The sequence below is a fragment of the Inquilinus sp. YAF38 genome (assembly GCF_052113205.1).
Classification (GTDB): Bacteria; Pseudomonadota; Alphaproteobacteria; order DSM-16000; family Inquilinaceae; genus Inquilinus.
The window spans coordinates 22003-36075 of sequence record NZ_JBFRCU010000001.1 but is presented as its reverse complement, the minus strand read 5'-3'; the positions used below and the strand labels follow the sequence as shown (position 1 = coordinate 36075).

The 14073-nt window shown below is 70.4% G+C and carries 17 protein-coding genes; 11 read left to right on the top strand and 6 right to left on the bottom strand.

Going from position 1 to position 14073, the window contains the following annotated elements; translation table 11 throughout:
- The first annotated feature begins 41 nt into the window (after positions 1 to 41).
- Positions 42 to 824 (top strand): SDR family NAD(P)-dependent oxidoreductase, encoded by a 783-nt coding sequence (locus tag AB4Z01_RS00185; protein WP_441689357.1) that lies wholly within the window; start codon positions 42 to 44, stop codon positions 822 to 824.
- Here AB4Z01_RS00185 and AB4Z01_RS00180 read toward each other — a convergent pair whose 3' ends face one another.
- Positions 825 to 1715 (bottom strand): alpha/beta fold hydrolase, encoded by an 891-nt coding sequence (locus AB4Z01_RS00180; protein WP_441689355.1) that lies wholly within the window; start codon positions 1713 to 1715, stop codon positions 825 to 827. It lies immediately after the preceding gene.
- A gap of 101 nt (positions 1716 to 1816) precedes the next feature.
- Complete coding sequence (locus AB4Z01_RS00175; protein ID WP_441689354.1) at positions 1817 to 2749, bottom strand: DUF6454 family protein; 933 nt, start codon at positions 2747 to 2749, stop codon at positions 1817 to 1819.
- Positions 2750 to 2895: 146 nt separating this feature from the next.
- Here AB4Z01_RS00175 and AB4Z01_RS00170 point away from each other — a divergent pair, with 146 nt between their 5' ends.
- The 4 genes from AB4Z01_RS00170 (at position 2896) to AB4Z01_RS00155 (ending at position 6209) form a co-directional block, all read left to right on the top strand.
- Positions 2896 to 3780 (top strand): DMT family transporter, encoded by an 885-nt coding sequence (locus AB4Z01_RS00170; protein ID WP_441689352.1) that lies wholly within the window; start codon positions 2896 to 2898, stop codon positions 3778 to 3780.
- Between the two features lie 3 nt (positions 3781 to 3783).
- Positions 3784 to 4173 (top strand): ACT domain-containing protein, encoded by a 390-nt coding sequence (locus AB4Z01_RS00165; protein ID WP_441689351.1) that lies wholly within the window; start codon positions 3784 to 3786, stop codon positions 4171 to 4173.
- 196 nt (positions 4174 to 4369) lie between these two features.
- Positions 4370 to 5809, top strand: a complete 1440-nt coding sequence (pyk, locus tag AB4Z01_RS00160; RefSeq protein WP_441689350.1) for a pyruvate kinase — start codon at positions 4370 to 4372, stop codon at positions 5807 to 5809.
- A gap of 10 nt (positions 5810 to 5819) precedes the next feature.
- A complete protein-coding gene (locus tag AB4Z01_RS00155) occupies positions 5820 to 6209 on the top strand; it encodes a nuclear transport factor 2 family protein (protein ID WP_441689348.1) in 390 nt (129 codons plus the stop codon).
- A gap of 22 nt (positions 6210 to 6231) precedes the next feature.
- Here AB4Z01_RS00155 and AB4Z01_RS00150 read toward each other — a convergent pair whose 3' ends face one another.
- Both AB4Z01_RS00150 and AB4Z01_RS00145 read right to left on the bottom strand, forming a co-directional pair.
- Positions 6232 to 6786: a tetratricopeptide repeat protein gene (locus tag AB4Z01_RS00150; RefSeq protein WP_441689346.1), complete on the bottom strand. Its 555-nt coding sequence runs from the start codon at positions 6784 to 6786 to the stop codon at positions 6232 to 6234.
- Between the two features lie 48 nt (positions 6787 to 6834).
- Complete coding sequence (locus AB4Z01_RS00145) at positions 6835 to 7398, bottom strand: tetratricopeptide repeat protein (protein ID WP_441689344.1); 564 nt, start codon at positions 7396 to 7398, stop codon at positions 6835 to 6837.
- 249 nt (positions 7399 to 7647) lie between these two features.
- Here AB4Z01_RS00145 and AB4Z01_RS00140 point away from each other — a divergent pair, with 249 nt between their 5' ends.
- The 6 genes from AB4Z01_RS00140 (at position 7648) to AB4Z01_RS00115 (ending at position 13145) form a co-directional block, all read left to right on the top strand.
- Positions 7648 to 9591, top strand: coding sequence for a glycoside hydrolase family 15 protein (locus AB4Z01_RS00140; RefSeq protein ID WP_441689343.1), 1944 nt, complete (start codon positions 7648 to 7650; stop codon positions 9589 to 9591).
- A 52-nt stretch (positions 9592 to 9643) separates the two neighbouring features.
- Positions 9644 to 10927, top strand: coding sequence for a glutamate-5-semialdehyde dehydrogenase (locus AB4Z01_RS00135; protein ID WP_441689341.1), 1284 nt, complete (start codon positions 9644 to 9646; stop codon positions 10925 to 10927).
- A gap of 125 nt (positions 10928 to 11052) precedes the next feature.
- Complete coding sequence (locus AB4Z01_RS00130) at positions 11053 to 11718, top strand: nicotinate-nucleotide adenylyltransferase (protein WP_441689339.1); 666 nt, start codon at positions 11053 to 11055, stop codon at positions 11716 to 11718.
- Complete coding sequence (rsfS, locus tag AB4Z01_RS00125) at positions 11699 to 12148, top strand: ribosome silencing factor (RefSeq protein ID WP_441689338.1); 450 nt, start codon at positions 11699 to 11701, stop codon at positions 12146 to 12148. Before AB4Z01_RS00130 ends, rsfS begins: the two co-directional genes overlap by 20 nt.
- 16 nt (positions 12149 to 12164) lie before the next feature.
- Complete coding sequence (gene rlmH / locus AB4Z01_RS00120; protein WP_441689336.1) at positions 12165 to 12623, top strand: 23S rRNA (pseudouridine(1915)-N(3))-methyltransferase RlmH; 459 nt, start codon at positions 12165 to 12167, stop codon at positions 12621 to 12623.
- 105 nt (positions 12624 to 12728) lie between these two features.
- Positions 12729 to 13145 (top strand): DUF2306 domain-containing protein, encoded by a 417-nt coding sequence (locus AB4Z01_RS00115; RefSeq protein ID WP_441689335.1) that lies wholly within the window; start codon positions 12729 to 12731, stop codon positions 13143 to 13145.
- A gap of 5 nt (positions 13146 to 13150) precedes the next feature.
- Here AB4Z01_RS00115 and AB4Z01_RS00110 read toward each other — a convergent pair whose 3' ends face one another.
- A complete protein-coding gene (locus tag AB4Z01_RS00110) occupies positions 13151 to 13627 on the bottom strand; it encodes a hypothetical protein (protein ID WP_441689334.1) in 477 nt (158 codons plus the stop codon).
- 28 nt (positions 13628 to 13655) lie between these two features.
- Entirely contained in the window at positions 13656 to 14051 is a 396-nt protein-coding gene (locus tag AB4Z01_RS00105; RefSeq protein WP_441689332.1) for a hypothetical protein, read from the bottom strand.
- Positions 14052 to 14073: the final 22 nt, after the last annotated feature.

Here is a 14073-nt window from a genome sequence, read left to right as displayed (position 1 = left end):
GGACATCATAGGACCCATCAACGCCATTTCGAGGTAAGCCGATGACCGCCCTTCCCGTCTTCCCGGATCTCGCCGGCAAGGCCGTCCTGATCACCGGCGCCAGCACCGGCATCGGTGCCGCCGCCGCCCGCGCCTTCGGCCAGAACAAGGCCAGGGTGGCGGTGAACTACAACTCCAGCCGCGCGGCCGCCGAGGCCGTGGTCGCCGACATCAAGGCCGCCGGCGGCGAGGCGATCCTTGCCCCGGGCGACGTGACCAAGCCGGAGACGGCGCAGGCCCTGGTCGAGCAGACCGTGGCCGCCTTCGGCCGGCTGGACGTGCTGATCAACAATGCCGGCGCGCTGGTCAAGCGCACCCCGGTCGCGGACTACACCGACGACTTCGTCGACGCGGTGCTGGACGTCAATGTCCGCCACGTCGTCCGCTTCATGCGCGAGGGCTCGGCCCAGATGCGCCGGCAGGGCGGCGGCGGATCGATCATCAATCTCAGCTCGATCGCCGCGCGGCACGGCGGCGGCCCCGGCTCGGTGATCTACGCCGCCGCCAAGGGCTTCGTCGCCGTCGCCACCCGCGGCTGGGCCAAGGAGCTGGTGAAGGACGGGATCCGGGTCAACGCGGTCTCGCCCGGCGTCATCACCACCCCGTTCCACGAGCGCTTCTCGACGCCGGAGCAACTGGCGGCGATGCAGGCGACGATCCCGATGAACCGGCTGGGCGCGTCCGAAGACTGCGCCGCCGCCTTCCTGTATCTCGCCTCCGAGGCCGCCAGCGGCTACGTCACCGGCCAGATGGTCGAGATCAACGGCGGCCAGTACATGCCGTAACTACTTCCAGTCAGCGGTGCTGCTCTCGCCGTTCAAGAAGGGCAGCACCGTCGCCGGCAGCTGCGGCGACAGGAAGATGTCGTAATGGGTCGCGCCAGGCAGGATGGCCAGCCGGTTCTGCGACATGTGCTCGCGCTGCCAGCCGGCGTCGCGCAGCCCGCCGCCCAGCAGCTGGTAGAACTTCACCACATGCTCCGGCCGGTACATGTCGCTGTCGCCGAAGACCAGCATCACCGGCATGGTCAGCTTCGGCACATCCGCCGACCAGTCGTAGGGCTTGCGCATCAGCGCGCCCATGGCATCGAGCAGCCGCGGGAAGTCCTCCGGCTTCGGCGCCACCGCGACATAGGATGTGTACATCGGCGTGTTCTTCATCATCTCGGCCATGCCGGCGCCGACCGCGGCCTGCTGCGGCAGCATCTCCGGATAGAAGCCGTCCTGGGCATAGCCGGCCGAGACCAGGGCCAGGCGGCGCACCATCTCCGGATGCTGCACCGCCAGCTGGAAGGCGACGCCCCCGCCCATCGAATAGCCCAGCACATCGGTCTTCCCGACCCCGAGCTGCTGCAGGATCGTCGCCATATCGGCGCCCATCGCCACCAGGTCGATCGGCCGGTCGCCCAGCGGCGTGCGGCCATGGCCCTGCAGGTCGACGGCGATGACCTGGCGCTTCTCCGTCAGCGCCGGCAGCAGCGGCGCGAACATGTCGATCGAGCCGAGCCCGCCATGCAGCAGCAGCAGCGGCTCGCCCTGGCCGCGGACCTCGTAGTAGTAACTGATGCCGCCGGCCTCGGCATGGCCGCTGCGGATGGCGGCAGGGGTCTGCGCGGCGGCAGGCCCGGCGACCAGCGCCGCGGCCACGAGAACACCGGTCAGGATCGTCTTCAGCATGTCGGGCTCCATCCCTGGCTGGCGGCACTCGGTCCGCCATAGTGCGATGGCCCAAGGACGCCGCCGCGCGAGCAGCCCCGACACCTCGCTCCGAAAAAACTTCAGGGCGTCTCGTAGACGAAGATCCGCGACGTGCCGTCCTCCGGCATCGCGGTCAGGCGCAGGCCTTGCTGCGTCGCCTCGACCAGCACCGGGTTGCGGGTCATGGCGGTGCCGTCCTCGGTCCACAGCAGCACCGGCACCTGGAAGACCGGCCGGCCGGCGGCGAGGTCGACGATCTCGATCCCGCCCAGGCCGAACACCGGCGCATCCGGCGTGCGGCGGAATTCGGTGATGCCGGTGCAGATGGCACGGCCGACCGGCAGATAGGCGCAGTCCTGGTAATCGAGATAGTGCTCGGGGTTCAGCGTGACGGTGGGCGAGGCGGCTGCGTCGACCTTGCCCTCGGCATCCAGCCGCCAGGTGTAGAAGCGGCGCGAGCCCCAGCTGACGCCGTGCAGCGTGTTGTGGTCGGTGTCGTGCACCAGGCCGCCGATATGGTCGTTGACCCGGCCGACCGCGACCGCCTCCAGCGTCTGCGGGTCGACCCGGTACAGGATCGAGCGGCTGTTCGGTCGGTATTCGGCGACCGGCACCCACAGCCAGCGCCCGTCGAAGTCGATGCCGCCCGGATGGTAGATCGAGCCCTCGCCGAGCGTGACATGACCGATCTGCCGGCCCTGGGCGTCGATCTTGAACAGGTGGCCGGTGCCCTGGCCGGCGTCGCGGTCCATGCCGTCCTGCGGCTGGGCATAGCGCTTGGTCGGCACGGTGATCTCGACCGAGGAGGCGAAAATCGCATCGCTGGCCCGGGCGAAGCCCTGCGGGTGATAGGTGTCGAACGGCACCGGGATGGTCTCGACCAGCCGCCACTGGGTCGAGCGCGACAGCCCTTCGATCCGCTGGGCCAGCATGTCCGGGCCGGCCGCAGCGGCGGTGGTGGCGACGGTGGCGGCCAGGACGACCCCGRCGGCTAAGGCGGTGAAGCAATGCATGGCAATTCCCCCGATTGTGCGGCGCGCATCCTGCCGCGACGTCATGACGGTTTGATGATAACCCGCGGCCCGCGCGGCGCGCCGGTCTCCCCTGCGCGGCCTGCCATGGCTGGCAACGGGCAGGGCGGACTAAGCTCCGGCCCATCATGAGCGAGGCCGTCCTGTCCCCCTCCCCCGCCCAGCGCCTGGCGCTGCCTGCCCTGATCCTGGGCGGGCTGGCGATCGGCAGCTCGCCGATCTTCGTGCGGCTGTCGGAGGTCGGGCCGATCGCGACGGCGGTCTGGCGCGTGGCCCTGGCGCTGCCGATCCTGTTCCTCTGGTACCGGGCCGAGCGCGCGCGCGGCGAGGCGGCGCGGCCGCAGAGCCTGGCCGATTGCGCCGCCCTGGCCCTGCCCGGCCTGTTCATCGCCGCCGACCTGGTGGCCTGGCACTGGGCGCTAGCCATCACCTCGGTCGCCAACGCCACGCTGCTGGCCAATCTGGCGCCGATCTTCGTCACCCTCGGCGCCTTCGTCCTGTTTCGCACCCCGATCCGCCCGATCTTCGCGGCCGGTCTGGCCGTGGCCATCGCCGGCGTGGAGGTGCTGAAGGGCGGCGGCTTCGGCAACGGCGCGTTGGCCGGCGACGCCCTGGCCGCCCTCGCCGCGGTGTTCTACGGCGGCTACATCCTGGCGGTCGGCCGGCTGCGCGACCGCTTCTCCGTCGCCACCATCATGCTGTGGACCAGCGCCGTCGCCGCCGCGGCGACGCTGCCGCTGGCGCTGCTGCTGGAACCGACCCTGCTGCCGCCGACGCTGTACGGCTGGGCCATCCTGATCGGCCTGTCCTGGGTCTCGCAGGTCGCCGGGCAGAGCCTGATCACCTATGCGCTGGCCTGGCTGCCGGCGGCCTTCTCCTCCCTCACCCTGCTGATCCAGCCGGTCGCGGCAGCGGCCCTGGCCTGGATCGTCCTGGCCGAGCCGCTGGGCCCGGCCCAGGGCCTGGGTGGCGCCCTGGTGCTGGCCGGCATCCTCTTGGCGCGGAAGGCCTGAGCGATGGCCGAGAGCCGCCTCACCCTCAGCCTGCTGCCGGAGACCCTGGCCGTGGCCCGGCTGCCGGCGGAAGCGCCCCTACCCAGCTGGGTCGACTGGTCCGATCCCTTCGTCACCGTCAGCCGCACCCGCGACGAGCTGTCGGTCGTCTGCCCGGAGGCGCGGTTGCCCACGGACGCGAAGGCCGAGCGCGGCTGGCGCGGATTCAAGGTCGAGGGGCCGCTCGACTTCGCCCTGACCGGCATCCTGTCCCGACTCGCGGCGCCGCTGGCCGAGGCCGGCATCAGCATCTTCGTGATCTCGACCTACGATACCGACTACCTGCTGGTCCGAACGGCCGAGCTGGAGGCCGCGACGGCAGTGCTGCAACGGCAAAATACGGTGCGTGGCTGATCCGCAACACCAGCCCCGAAGCCGCATGAATCCGTGCGTATCCGGCCCTTGGCGAAATATTAAGTCCGCGTAATATCCGAAGCTCCGCGCACATTCGACGTTGGCGAAGAGCCGCGGATGTGATTTCTTCCCGCCCGTCGGCGCAGTCGGGTCTGCCTGGGCTCAGCAATGCCGGCACGTGATCGGGAGTCCAGCCATGCCGAAGAAGCGCCCGTCGTTCCGCCGCACGCGCCAGACCAAGATCGTCGCCACGCTGGGCCCTGCCACCAGTTCGGCCGAGGCGATCCGCAAGCTGTTCGAGGCGGGCGTCGACGTCTTCCGCCTGAACTTCAGCCACGGCAAGCAGGAAGACCACGCCGCCCGGCTGGCCCTGATCCGCGAGGTCGAGCGGGAGTTCGACCACCCGATCGCGGTGATGGCCGACCTGCAGGGCCCGAAGCTGCGCCTCGGCACCTTCGCCGACGGCCCGGTCAAGCTGACCGAGGGCCAGAGCTTCCGCCTGTCGCTGCAGCCGCGCACCGGCGACGCCACCGGCGTGACCCTGCCGCATCCCGAGATCTTCGCAGCGATCGAGCCCGGGCAGGCGCTGCTGCTGGATGACGGCAAGGTGCGCCTCAAGGTCGTCGATTGCGGCCCGGACTTCGCCGACACCGTGGTCGAGGCCGGGTCGCGCCTGTCCGACCGCAAGGGCGTCAACGTGCCGAACGCGGTGCTGCCGCTATCGCCGCTGACCGACAAGGACCGCGACGACCTGCGCTTCGCCCTCGACATCGACGTCGACTGGGTGGCGCTGTCCTTCGTGCAGCGGCCGGAGGACGTGGCCGAGGCGCGCAAGCTGATCGCCGGCCGGGCCCAGGTGATCGTCAAGCTGGAGAAGCCGGCGGCGATCCAGCACCTGGACGAGCTGGTCGAGCTGACCGACGCGGTGATGGTCGCCCGCGGCGACCTCGGCGTCGAGATGCCGGCCGAGGACGTGCCGTCGCTGCAGAAGCGGATCATCCGCGCCTCGCGCCAGGCCGGCAAGCCGGTGATCGTGGCGACCCAGATGCTCGAGAGCATGATCATGTCCCCGACCCCGACCCGGGCCGAGGCCTCCGACGTCGCCACCGCCGTGTTCGACGGCGCCGATGCGGTGATGCTGTCGGCCGAGACCGCGTCGGGCGATTTCCCGCTCGAGGCGGTGACGATGATGGACCGCATCGCCCGGCGGGTGGAGAAGGACCCGATCTACCGAACCATCCTGGACGCGGTGCATTACGACCCGGAGAACACCTCGGCTGACGCCATCTCGGCGGCGGCGCGGCAGGTGGCGCACACCATCGGCGCGGTGGCGATCGCGACCTATACCACCTCGGGCTCGACCACGCTGCGGGCGGCACGCGAGCGGCCGGAAGTGCCGATCCTGTGCCTGACCTCGAACCTGCAGACCGCCCGCCGCATGGGGCTGTGCTGGGGCGTGCATGCGGTGCACACCGAGGATGTCAACAACTTCACCGAGATGGTCGGCAAGGCCTGCCGCCTGGCCAGGCATGATGGCTTCGGCAGTGCCGGGCAGCGTATCGTGGTGACGGCCGGCGTGCCCTTCGGCACCCCCGGCAACACCAACGTCCTGCGCATCGCCTGGATCGAGGATTGACCGGCCGCCGATGACCAGCTCCCCGATCGCAGCCAACCAAGCCTTTTACGCCGCCCTGGCGCAGGGCGATGCGGCGGCCATGGAGGCGCTGTGGTCGCGCCGCCAGCCCGTCGCCTGCATCCACCCGGGCTGGCCGGTGCTGGCCGGACGCGAGGCGGTGATGAAGAGCTGGGTCGCGATCCTGAAGGACCCGCCGCGCATCGCCGTCGACGCGGCGCGGGTGCTGGACTATGGCGACACCGCCATCGTGCTGTGCATCGAGAAGATCGGCGACAACCGGCTGGCGGCCACCAACGTGTTCAGCCGCGAGCCCGAGGGCTGGCGCCTGGTGCATCACCATGCCGGCCCGACCCGCGAGACCGCCCCCGCCCCGGCCAAGCCGGCCGGCACCATCCACTGACGGTCGCGCCTTCGGGTTGGCCTCAGATCGGATCTCCCGCCTGGAGCTTCTTCAGCCGCTCGATCTGGGCGTGGGCGGTGGCCATCTGCGGGTCGATGATCAGCACCCGCTGATAGGCGTCGATCGCACCCGGGATATCGCCGAGCTTGATCCGGCACAGGCCGAGGCCCGACAGCGCGCCGAAATGGCGGGGCTCGCGTGCCAGCACCTGATCGATGTCGGCGATCGAGCCCTGGATGTTGCCGCGCAGATAGCGCACGGTGGCCCGCCGGTTCCAACCCTCGGCAAAGACTGGGTCGCGCTCGATCACCGCGGTGAAGGCAGCCTCGGCCACAGCGTAGTCGTCGGTCGCCATCGCGGTGTTGCCGCGCTCCAGCAGCCCCGGGACGTCCGGATCCCTGCCGTCATAGGCGAACCAGAGCTGCCAGATCTCGGTCTGCAGCGCCGGCTCATCCTCCGGCGCCACCGTCTTCAGCCTGTCGAACAGCGCATCCAGCTGCGCTGCCCGGTCCTGGGCCACGGCTGGGCCGGCCAGGACGAACACCACCATCAGCAGCAGGGCGAGGATGCGGCGCATGGGATGGAGATCGGTCCGGCCCGGCCCCTCGGCAAGAGGCGAACCGGGTCAGAGCGGATAGCCGGTGAGATATTTGCGCATCAGCGCCGCCTGGCTCAGCGCCGGGGCGTAGTGAGGGTCCACCGCCAGCACCCGCTCGAAGGCGTCCAGCGCGGCCTGGTGGTCGCCCTGCAGGATCCGGCACAGGCCGAGGCCGAACAGCGCCCCGAAATGCCGCGGCTCCAACGTCAGGGTTTGGCTGATATCCCTGACCGCACCATCACAATCGCCACGCAGGAAGCGCACCACCGCGCGGCGGTCCCAGCCCTCGGCGAAATCCGGAGCCCGCTCCACCACCGCGGTGAAGGCGGCTTCGGCCAGGGCATAGTCGCGCTGCTGCAGGGCAGAGTTGCCGCGCTGCAGCAGGTTCGGCACCAGAGGGTCGGCCCCTTCATAGGTCAGCCATTGGGTCCAGATCTGCCGCTCCAGCCGCTGCGCCTCCGCCGGATCTTGGGCGGTCCGGAGCTGGTCGAGCAGCGCGTCGAGACGAATCGGCGCATCAGCCGCCGAGAGGGTCCCGTACGGCGCCGCGAGTACGGCCGCAATCAGGGCCAGGATGCGCAACGCCTGCATAATCAGAAGATTGGGGCCCGTTCCTGAGAAGACAACGTCAAAGATTGCAATAACGGGAGGCGGCTGCGCGTCCGACGCAAGGAGTCGGGCCGCACATTATTCGACATCGCGATCGGGGCGGCTATGGTGATCGGATCGATCGCAGCCGGCCCGGCGCGCGGCGTTCCGTCACGGTGTAAGCTGTCAGCGCAGCGGAACAAACCGGCCGTCTCCACCCTTCCCCGGCATGACGACACAGCGGAGATCGACATGGCGCCAACGACAGGGCACCCGGACGCGGTTCCCACCCCGGACGCCGACGGCACCGAGAAGCAGGCCACAGGCAAGCAGCCGCGGGTGCGCACCGAGGGGCGCTTCACGGGCCCGGCCGGGCGGATCGAGGACTACGCCATCATCGGCAACTGCCGCACCACCGCGTTGGTCGGCCGCGACGGGTCGATCGACTGGCTGTGCCTGCCGCGCTTCGATTCCGACGCCTGCTTCGCCCGCCTGCTGGGCGATACCGAGAACGGCCATTGGCAGATCGCGCCGGAAAGCCATACCGCCGCCCGGACGCGCCGGCGCTACCGCGACAACACGCTGGTGCTGGAGACCGAGTTCGAGACCGAGTCCGGCACCGTCGCGCTGATCGACTTCATGCCCTTCCCGCACCGCGAGGACGAGATCTCGATCGTCCGCCTGGTCGAGGGCCGCAGCGGTAGCGTGCCGATGCGGATGGAGGCGGCGTTCCGCTTCGACTATGGCCGCATCGTGCCCTGGGTGCGGCACCGGCCGGACGGCATCGTCGCCATCGCCGGGCCCGACGCGCTGCGCTTCCGGTCGCCGATCCCGCTGCATGGCGAATCGATGAAGACGGTGGGCGATTTCACCGTCGAGGCCGGCGACCGCCTGCCCTTCATCCTGACCTGGTACCCGTCGCACCTGCCGGAGCCCGGCGGCATCGACCCGTTCCGGTCGCTGACCGACACCGAGACCTGGTGGCATGGCTGGGCCCATCACTGCACCTATGACGGGCCCTACCGCGAGGCGGTGCTGCGCTCCGCCCTCACTCTCAAGGCCCTGACCTATGCGCCGACCGGCGGCATCGTCGCCGCCGCGACCACCTCACTGCCCGAGGAGATCGGCGGCGAGCGCAACTGGGACTACCGCTACTGCTGGATCCGCGACGCGACCCTGACCCTCTACGCCCTGCTCGGCGCCGGCTTCACCGAAGAAGCGGCGTCCTGGCGCGACTGGCTGCGCCGGGCCGCGGCCGGACGGCCGGAGCAGCTGCAGATCATGTACGGGCTGGGCGGGGAGCGCCGGCTGACCGAGCTGGAGATCCCATGGCTGGCCGGCTACGAGGGCAGCAAGCCGGTTCGCATCGGCAATGGCGCCCACGCCCAACTGCAGCTCGACGTCTATGGCGAGCTGCTGGACGCCATCCATGTCGCTCGCAAGAAGCACCTGACCCATCCGCACGATGCCTGGCGGGTGCAGCGGGTGCTGCTGGGTTATCTCGAGAAGATCTGGGACAAGCCGGATGAGGGGCTGTGGGAGATCCGCGGGCCCCGGCGGCATTTCGTGCACAGCAAGGTGATGGCCTGGGTCGCCTTCGACCGCTCGATCAAGGCGGTCGAGCAGTTTGGGCTGGAGGGGCCGGTCAAGGCCTGGCGGGCGCTACGCGACCGTATCCATGCCGAGATCTGCACCAAGGGCTTCTCGGAGAAGCGCAACAGCTTCACCCAATCCTACGGCTCCGAGATGCTGGACGCGGCGCTGCTGCAGATCCCGATGGTGGGCTTCCTGCCGCCGGACGACCCGCGGGTGATCGGCACGGTCGAGGCGATCGAGCGCGAGCTGACCATCGACGGCCTGGCCCGGCGCTACGAGACGGAGTCGGGCGTCGACGGCCTGGCCGGCGAGGAGGGCACTTTCCTGGTCTGCAGCTTCTGGCTGGCCGACGCGCTGGCCATGATCGGCGCCGTCGACCGTGCCACCGTGCTGTACGAACGCCTGCTCGGCCTGGCCAACGATGTCGGCCTGCTGGCGGAGGAGTACGATCCGATCGCGCGGCGCCAGCTCGGCAACTTCCCGCAGGCCTTCAGCCATATCGGGGTGATCAACACCGCCCTGAACCTGGCCGAGATCCGCGGCCCGGCTGAGGACCGCAGCCATAACGGGCATAGCACCCCTGGGGCCGAAGCGCAGTGAAACCGGCGAAACTCTGCGCTAGGCTGCGGCATCGACCCTGGAAGCCTGCACGATGACCGCCCTGTTCGACGCCGACACCGAGACCACCGCCGAGCTGATGCGCCGCCTGGGCGCCGCCGCGCGCAGCGCCGCCGCCGCGCTGGCCCTGGCGGCGCGACCGCAGAAGGATGCGGCGCTGGCGGCGGCGGCGACGGCGATCCGTGACGACCGCGACCTGATCCTGGCGGCCAATGCCGAGGACATGGCGGAGGCGCGGCGGAACGGCGTCGCCGGGTCCTTCCTCGACCGGCTGGCGCTGGACGAGGCGCGGATCGAGGCGATCGCCCGGGGGCTTGAGGCCGTGGCCGCCCTGCCCGACCCGATCGGCACGGTGCTGGCCGACTGGACCCAGCCGAACGGGCTGCGCTTCCAGCGCGTGCGGGTGCCGCTTGGCGTCATCGGCGTGATCTTCGAGAGTCGGCCCAACGTCACCGCCGACGCCGCGGCGCTGTGCCTGAAATCCGGCAACGCCTGCATCCTGCGCTGCGGGTCGGAGAGCTTCCGCAGTTCCACAGCCATCGCCGCCGCGGTCGGGCACGGGCTGAAGAAGGCCGGGCTGCCGCGCAGCGCGGTGCAGCTGGTGCCGACCCGCGACCGCGCCGCGGTCGGCGAGCTGCTGGGCCTGACCGAGTTCGTCGACGTCGTCATCCCGCGCGGCGGCAAGTCGCTGACCGCCCGGGTGGCGGCGGACAGCCGGATCCCGGTGCTGTGGCACCTGGACGGCATCTGCCACACCTATGTGCACGAGGCCGCAGACCCGGAGATGGCGCGGCGCGTGGTCTACAACGCCAAGATGCGGCGCACCGGCGTCTGCGGCGCGACCGAGACGCTGCTGATCGACCGCAGCGTCGCCGGGACGATGCTGCGGCCCATCCTGGACGACCTGATCGAGGCCGGCTGCGAGATCCGCGGCGACACCGTGGTCCAGGCGATCGACCCGCGCGTCGTCGCCGCCTCCGACGACGACTGGGACACCGAATATCTCGACGCCATCCTGTCGGTGAAGACGGTGGACGGCCTCGACGCCGCGATCGAGCACGTCAACCTGCATGGCAGCCACCACACCGACGGCATCGTCACCGCCGACGAGGCCGCGACCGAGGCGTTCCTGACCCGGGTCGACAGCGCCATCGTGCTGGTCAACGCCTCGACCCAGTTCGCCGATGGCGGCGAATTCGGCATGGGCGCCGAGATCGGCATCGCCACCGGCCGGCTGCACGCCCGCGGTCCGGTCGGCACCGAGCAGCTGACGAGCTACAAATACCTCGTCCGCGGCACCGGCCAGACGCGCCCTTGAATGCAGGCTCCTGTTCGTAGGTTGGGTTCGCGGCAAGCGAACCCAACATGGTCGTCGGCAAGAGCATCGGCGGATTGTTGGGTTCGCCTCGGCGAACTCAGCCTACCCGGCGCCGGAACGTCGCCATGCTGACCCCGCCCAATCCCCGGCACGGCCGGATCTGGGACGGCTGCCGCGTCGGGCTGCTCGGCGGGTCGTTCAACCCGGCGCATGACGGGCACCGGCACATCAGCCGCGAGGCGATGAAGCGGCTGGGGCTGGACGCCGTGTGGTGGCTGGTGTCGCCGCAGAACCCGCTGAAGCCGGCCGCCGGCATGGCACCCTTCGCCGAGCGGATCGACTCCGCCCGCCGCGTCGCCCGCCACCCACGCATCGTCGTCACCGGGATCGAGGCCGAGCTCGGCACCCGCTACACCGCCGACACGTTGCGGGCGCTGGCCGCCCGCTTCCCGCGGACCGAGTTCGTGTGGCTGATGGGCGCCGACAACCTGGCGCAGATCCGTCACTGGCAGCGCTGGACAAAAATCTTCGAGACCGTGCCGGTTGCCGTATACGACCGTCCTACCTATTCTCTAAGAGCGTTGTCGGGATTGGCGGCGCAGCGATTCGCGCGGGCTCGCATCGATCAGGATCACACCCGGGCATTGGCCGGAACGGCCGCACCGGCCTGGGTGTTCTTCCTGGCGAAGCGTCACCCGGCCTCGGCCACGGCGCTGAGGGCCGCGCGGCAGCTTCGCCCCGACCCCGCCGACGCCGCGGCGCATCAGCGCCGTGTCGCCGCACAACCATGAGGTGAACGCCATACGACCGAACACCGAGACGCCCCGGGCCGAAGCCGGGCGTCTGCCGCCGGGTCTCGCCGCCAGCCTTGCCCGGCCCCTGCTTGAAACTGCTCTGACGTCGCTCGACGACGACAAGGCCGAAGATCTGGTCGTCATCGACCTGACCGGCCGGTCCTCCATCGCCGACAGCCTGATCATCGCCACCGGCCGCTCCTCGCGCCAGGTCGCCGCCATGGCCGACCACCTGCTGGAGAAGCTGAAGCCGCTGGCGCCCGGCCCGGTCCAGGTCGAGGGTCAGGCGCGCGGCGATTGGGTGCTGATCGACGCCGGCGACGTGGTCGTCCATCTGTTCCGCCCCGAGGTGCGCGATTTCTACGCCCTCGAGAAGATGTGGGACGACGACGCCGAGCGGGTGACCCGCATCGCTGGCATGGCCTGATCCCGACGGTTCTCAGATGCGGCTGACCATTGCCGCGGTCGGCCGCTCCCGTCCGGGGCCGTTGCGCGATCTGTTCGACGATTATGCCGGCCGCTCCGCCTGGCCGCTGACCCTGCGCGAGGTCGAGGCTCGCAAGGCGCTGTCCGGMGCCGCGCTGAAGCGGGAAGAGGCCGCGCTGCTGTTGGCCATCATGCCGGCCGGCGCCGCCATGGTGGCGCTGGACGAGCGCGGCCGCGATCTCGACAGCGCCGGCTTCGCTCGCCTGCTCGGCCGCTGGCGTGACGAGGGCCGGGCCGAGGCCGCCTTCCTGATCGGCGGTGCCGACGGCCATGACGATGCGGTGCGCGACCGCGCCGATCTGCTGCTGTCCTTCGGCCGCCTCACCTGGCCGCACATGCTGGCCCGGACGATGCTGGCGGAGCAGATCTACCGCGCCCAGACCATCCTGAGCGGCCATCCGTATCATCGGGCTTAGGGAAGGACCCATCCTTTGCTGTCATTGCCGGGCTTGACCCGGCAATCCAGAAGATGTCGACAGTCTCTGGATGCCCGATCAAGCCCGGGCATGACAAGAAGGGGAATGGTCGTGTCGCTTGCGCCGCTGCTGGACGCGCCGCTCGTCATCCAGCTTCATGTCGCCGCGGTCTGCGTCGCGGTCGTCCTGGCGCCGCTGCAGCTGATCCTGCCGAAGGGGACGCCTCGCCATCGCGCCACGGGCTGGATCTGGGTCGCGGCGCTGATTGGCGCCTGCGTCAGCGCCCTGCTCATCCTGGACCGGCCCATCCCGCCGCATGTCGGGCCGGTGAGCTGGCTCCACCTGCTCGCGGTGCTCACCCTCGTCAGCCTGTGGCAGGCGGTCGCCGCGGCCCGACGCCACGACATCGAACGCCATAGTCGGATCATGCGGAGGATCGCTTACTTCGCCCTCGGGATCCCGCTGATCGTCGCCTTCGCTGTTCCCGGACGTATCATGTTCCAGGTCCTGTTCGGACCCTGAGACCCTCACCCCGTCGCCGCGAAGTTGCGATAAGCGCCGATCAGTTCCTCCACCGGGCCGGAGTTGCAGCCGCGCTGGCGGGCCAGGCTGGCGGCGTCGCGCTCATTCGCCGCGCGCCGGGAGCCGAGCTCCTGCCAGACCGCGGACTCGCCGCCGGGCGCGCCCGAGGCATCAGCGAGCTGCCCCGCCGCATCGGATTCCGCCTGCGACAGCACCTGTCCGAAACGCTGCTCCTGCCGCGGGTCGAGCCGCACCCGGCAGGACCGGGCCGCGGCCTCGGCCCGGACCATGGCGTCGTAGCGCTGCAGCGCATCGCCGGCATAGCCCGCCTGCTGCGGCACCCGCCCCGGCCCGGAATAGCTGGAATAGCCGGGGTAGCCGGATTGGCCGGGGTAGCCAGGGTCGATATAGCCCTGCTCGTTGCAGCCCCCGAGGGCGAGAACCGCGACCACCGCGGCCGATCCGAGGCGCGTGATGCGCATCGCTTCCTCCGTCAAAATCTCTGGCAGGTCAGGCCTGACCGGCGGACAAACGTTCGGCCAAGCCGATCAGGTCCATGATCTGCGGATCGGAGCAGCCGCGCGCTGCGACCGCATCGCGCACCACCCGCTCCTGCTGCGTGCGGCGGGAGGCGATGTCGCCCAGCACCTCCGGATCGGTCGGTACCGTGTCCCCCCGCTTCGCCAGCGCCGCGGTCGCCTGGCGTTGGGCCTCGACCATGGTGTCGGCCAGCCGGCTCTCCCGCCCCTCCTCCAGCGCCGCGCCGCAGACATAGCGCGCGGCATTGGCCCGCAGCGCCGCCTGCCAGCGGTCGACCGGATCCTTGGCATCATAGGCGGCGCCGACCACGGGACCGGCACAGCCGGCGAGCAGCAGGGCCACAGAAAGCCACCGGGTGTCGAACATGCCGCCTCCGTTCGCGCCGCCG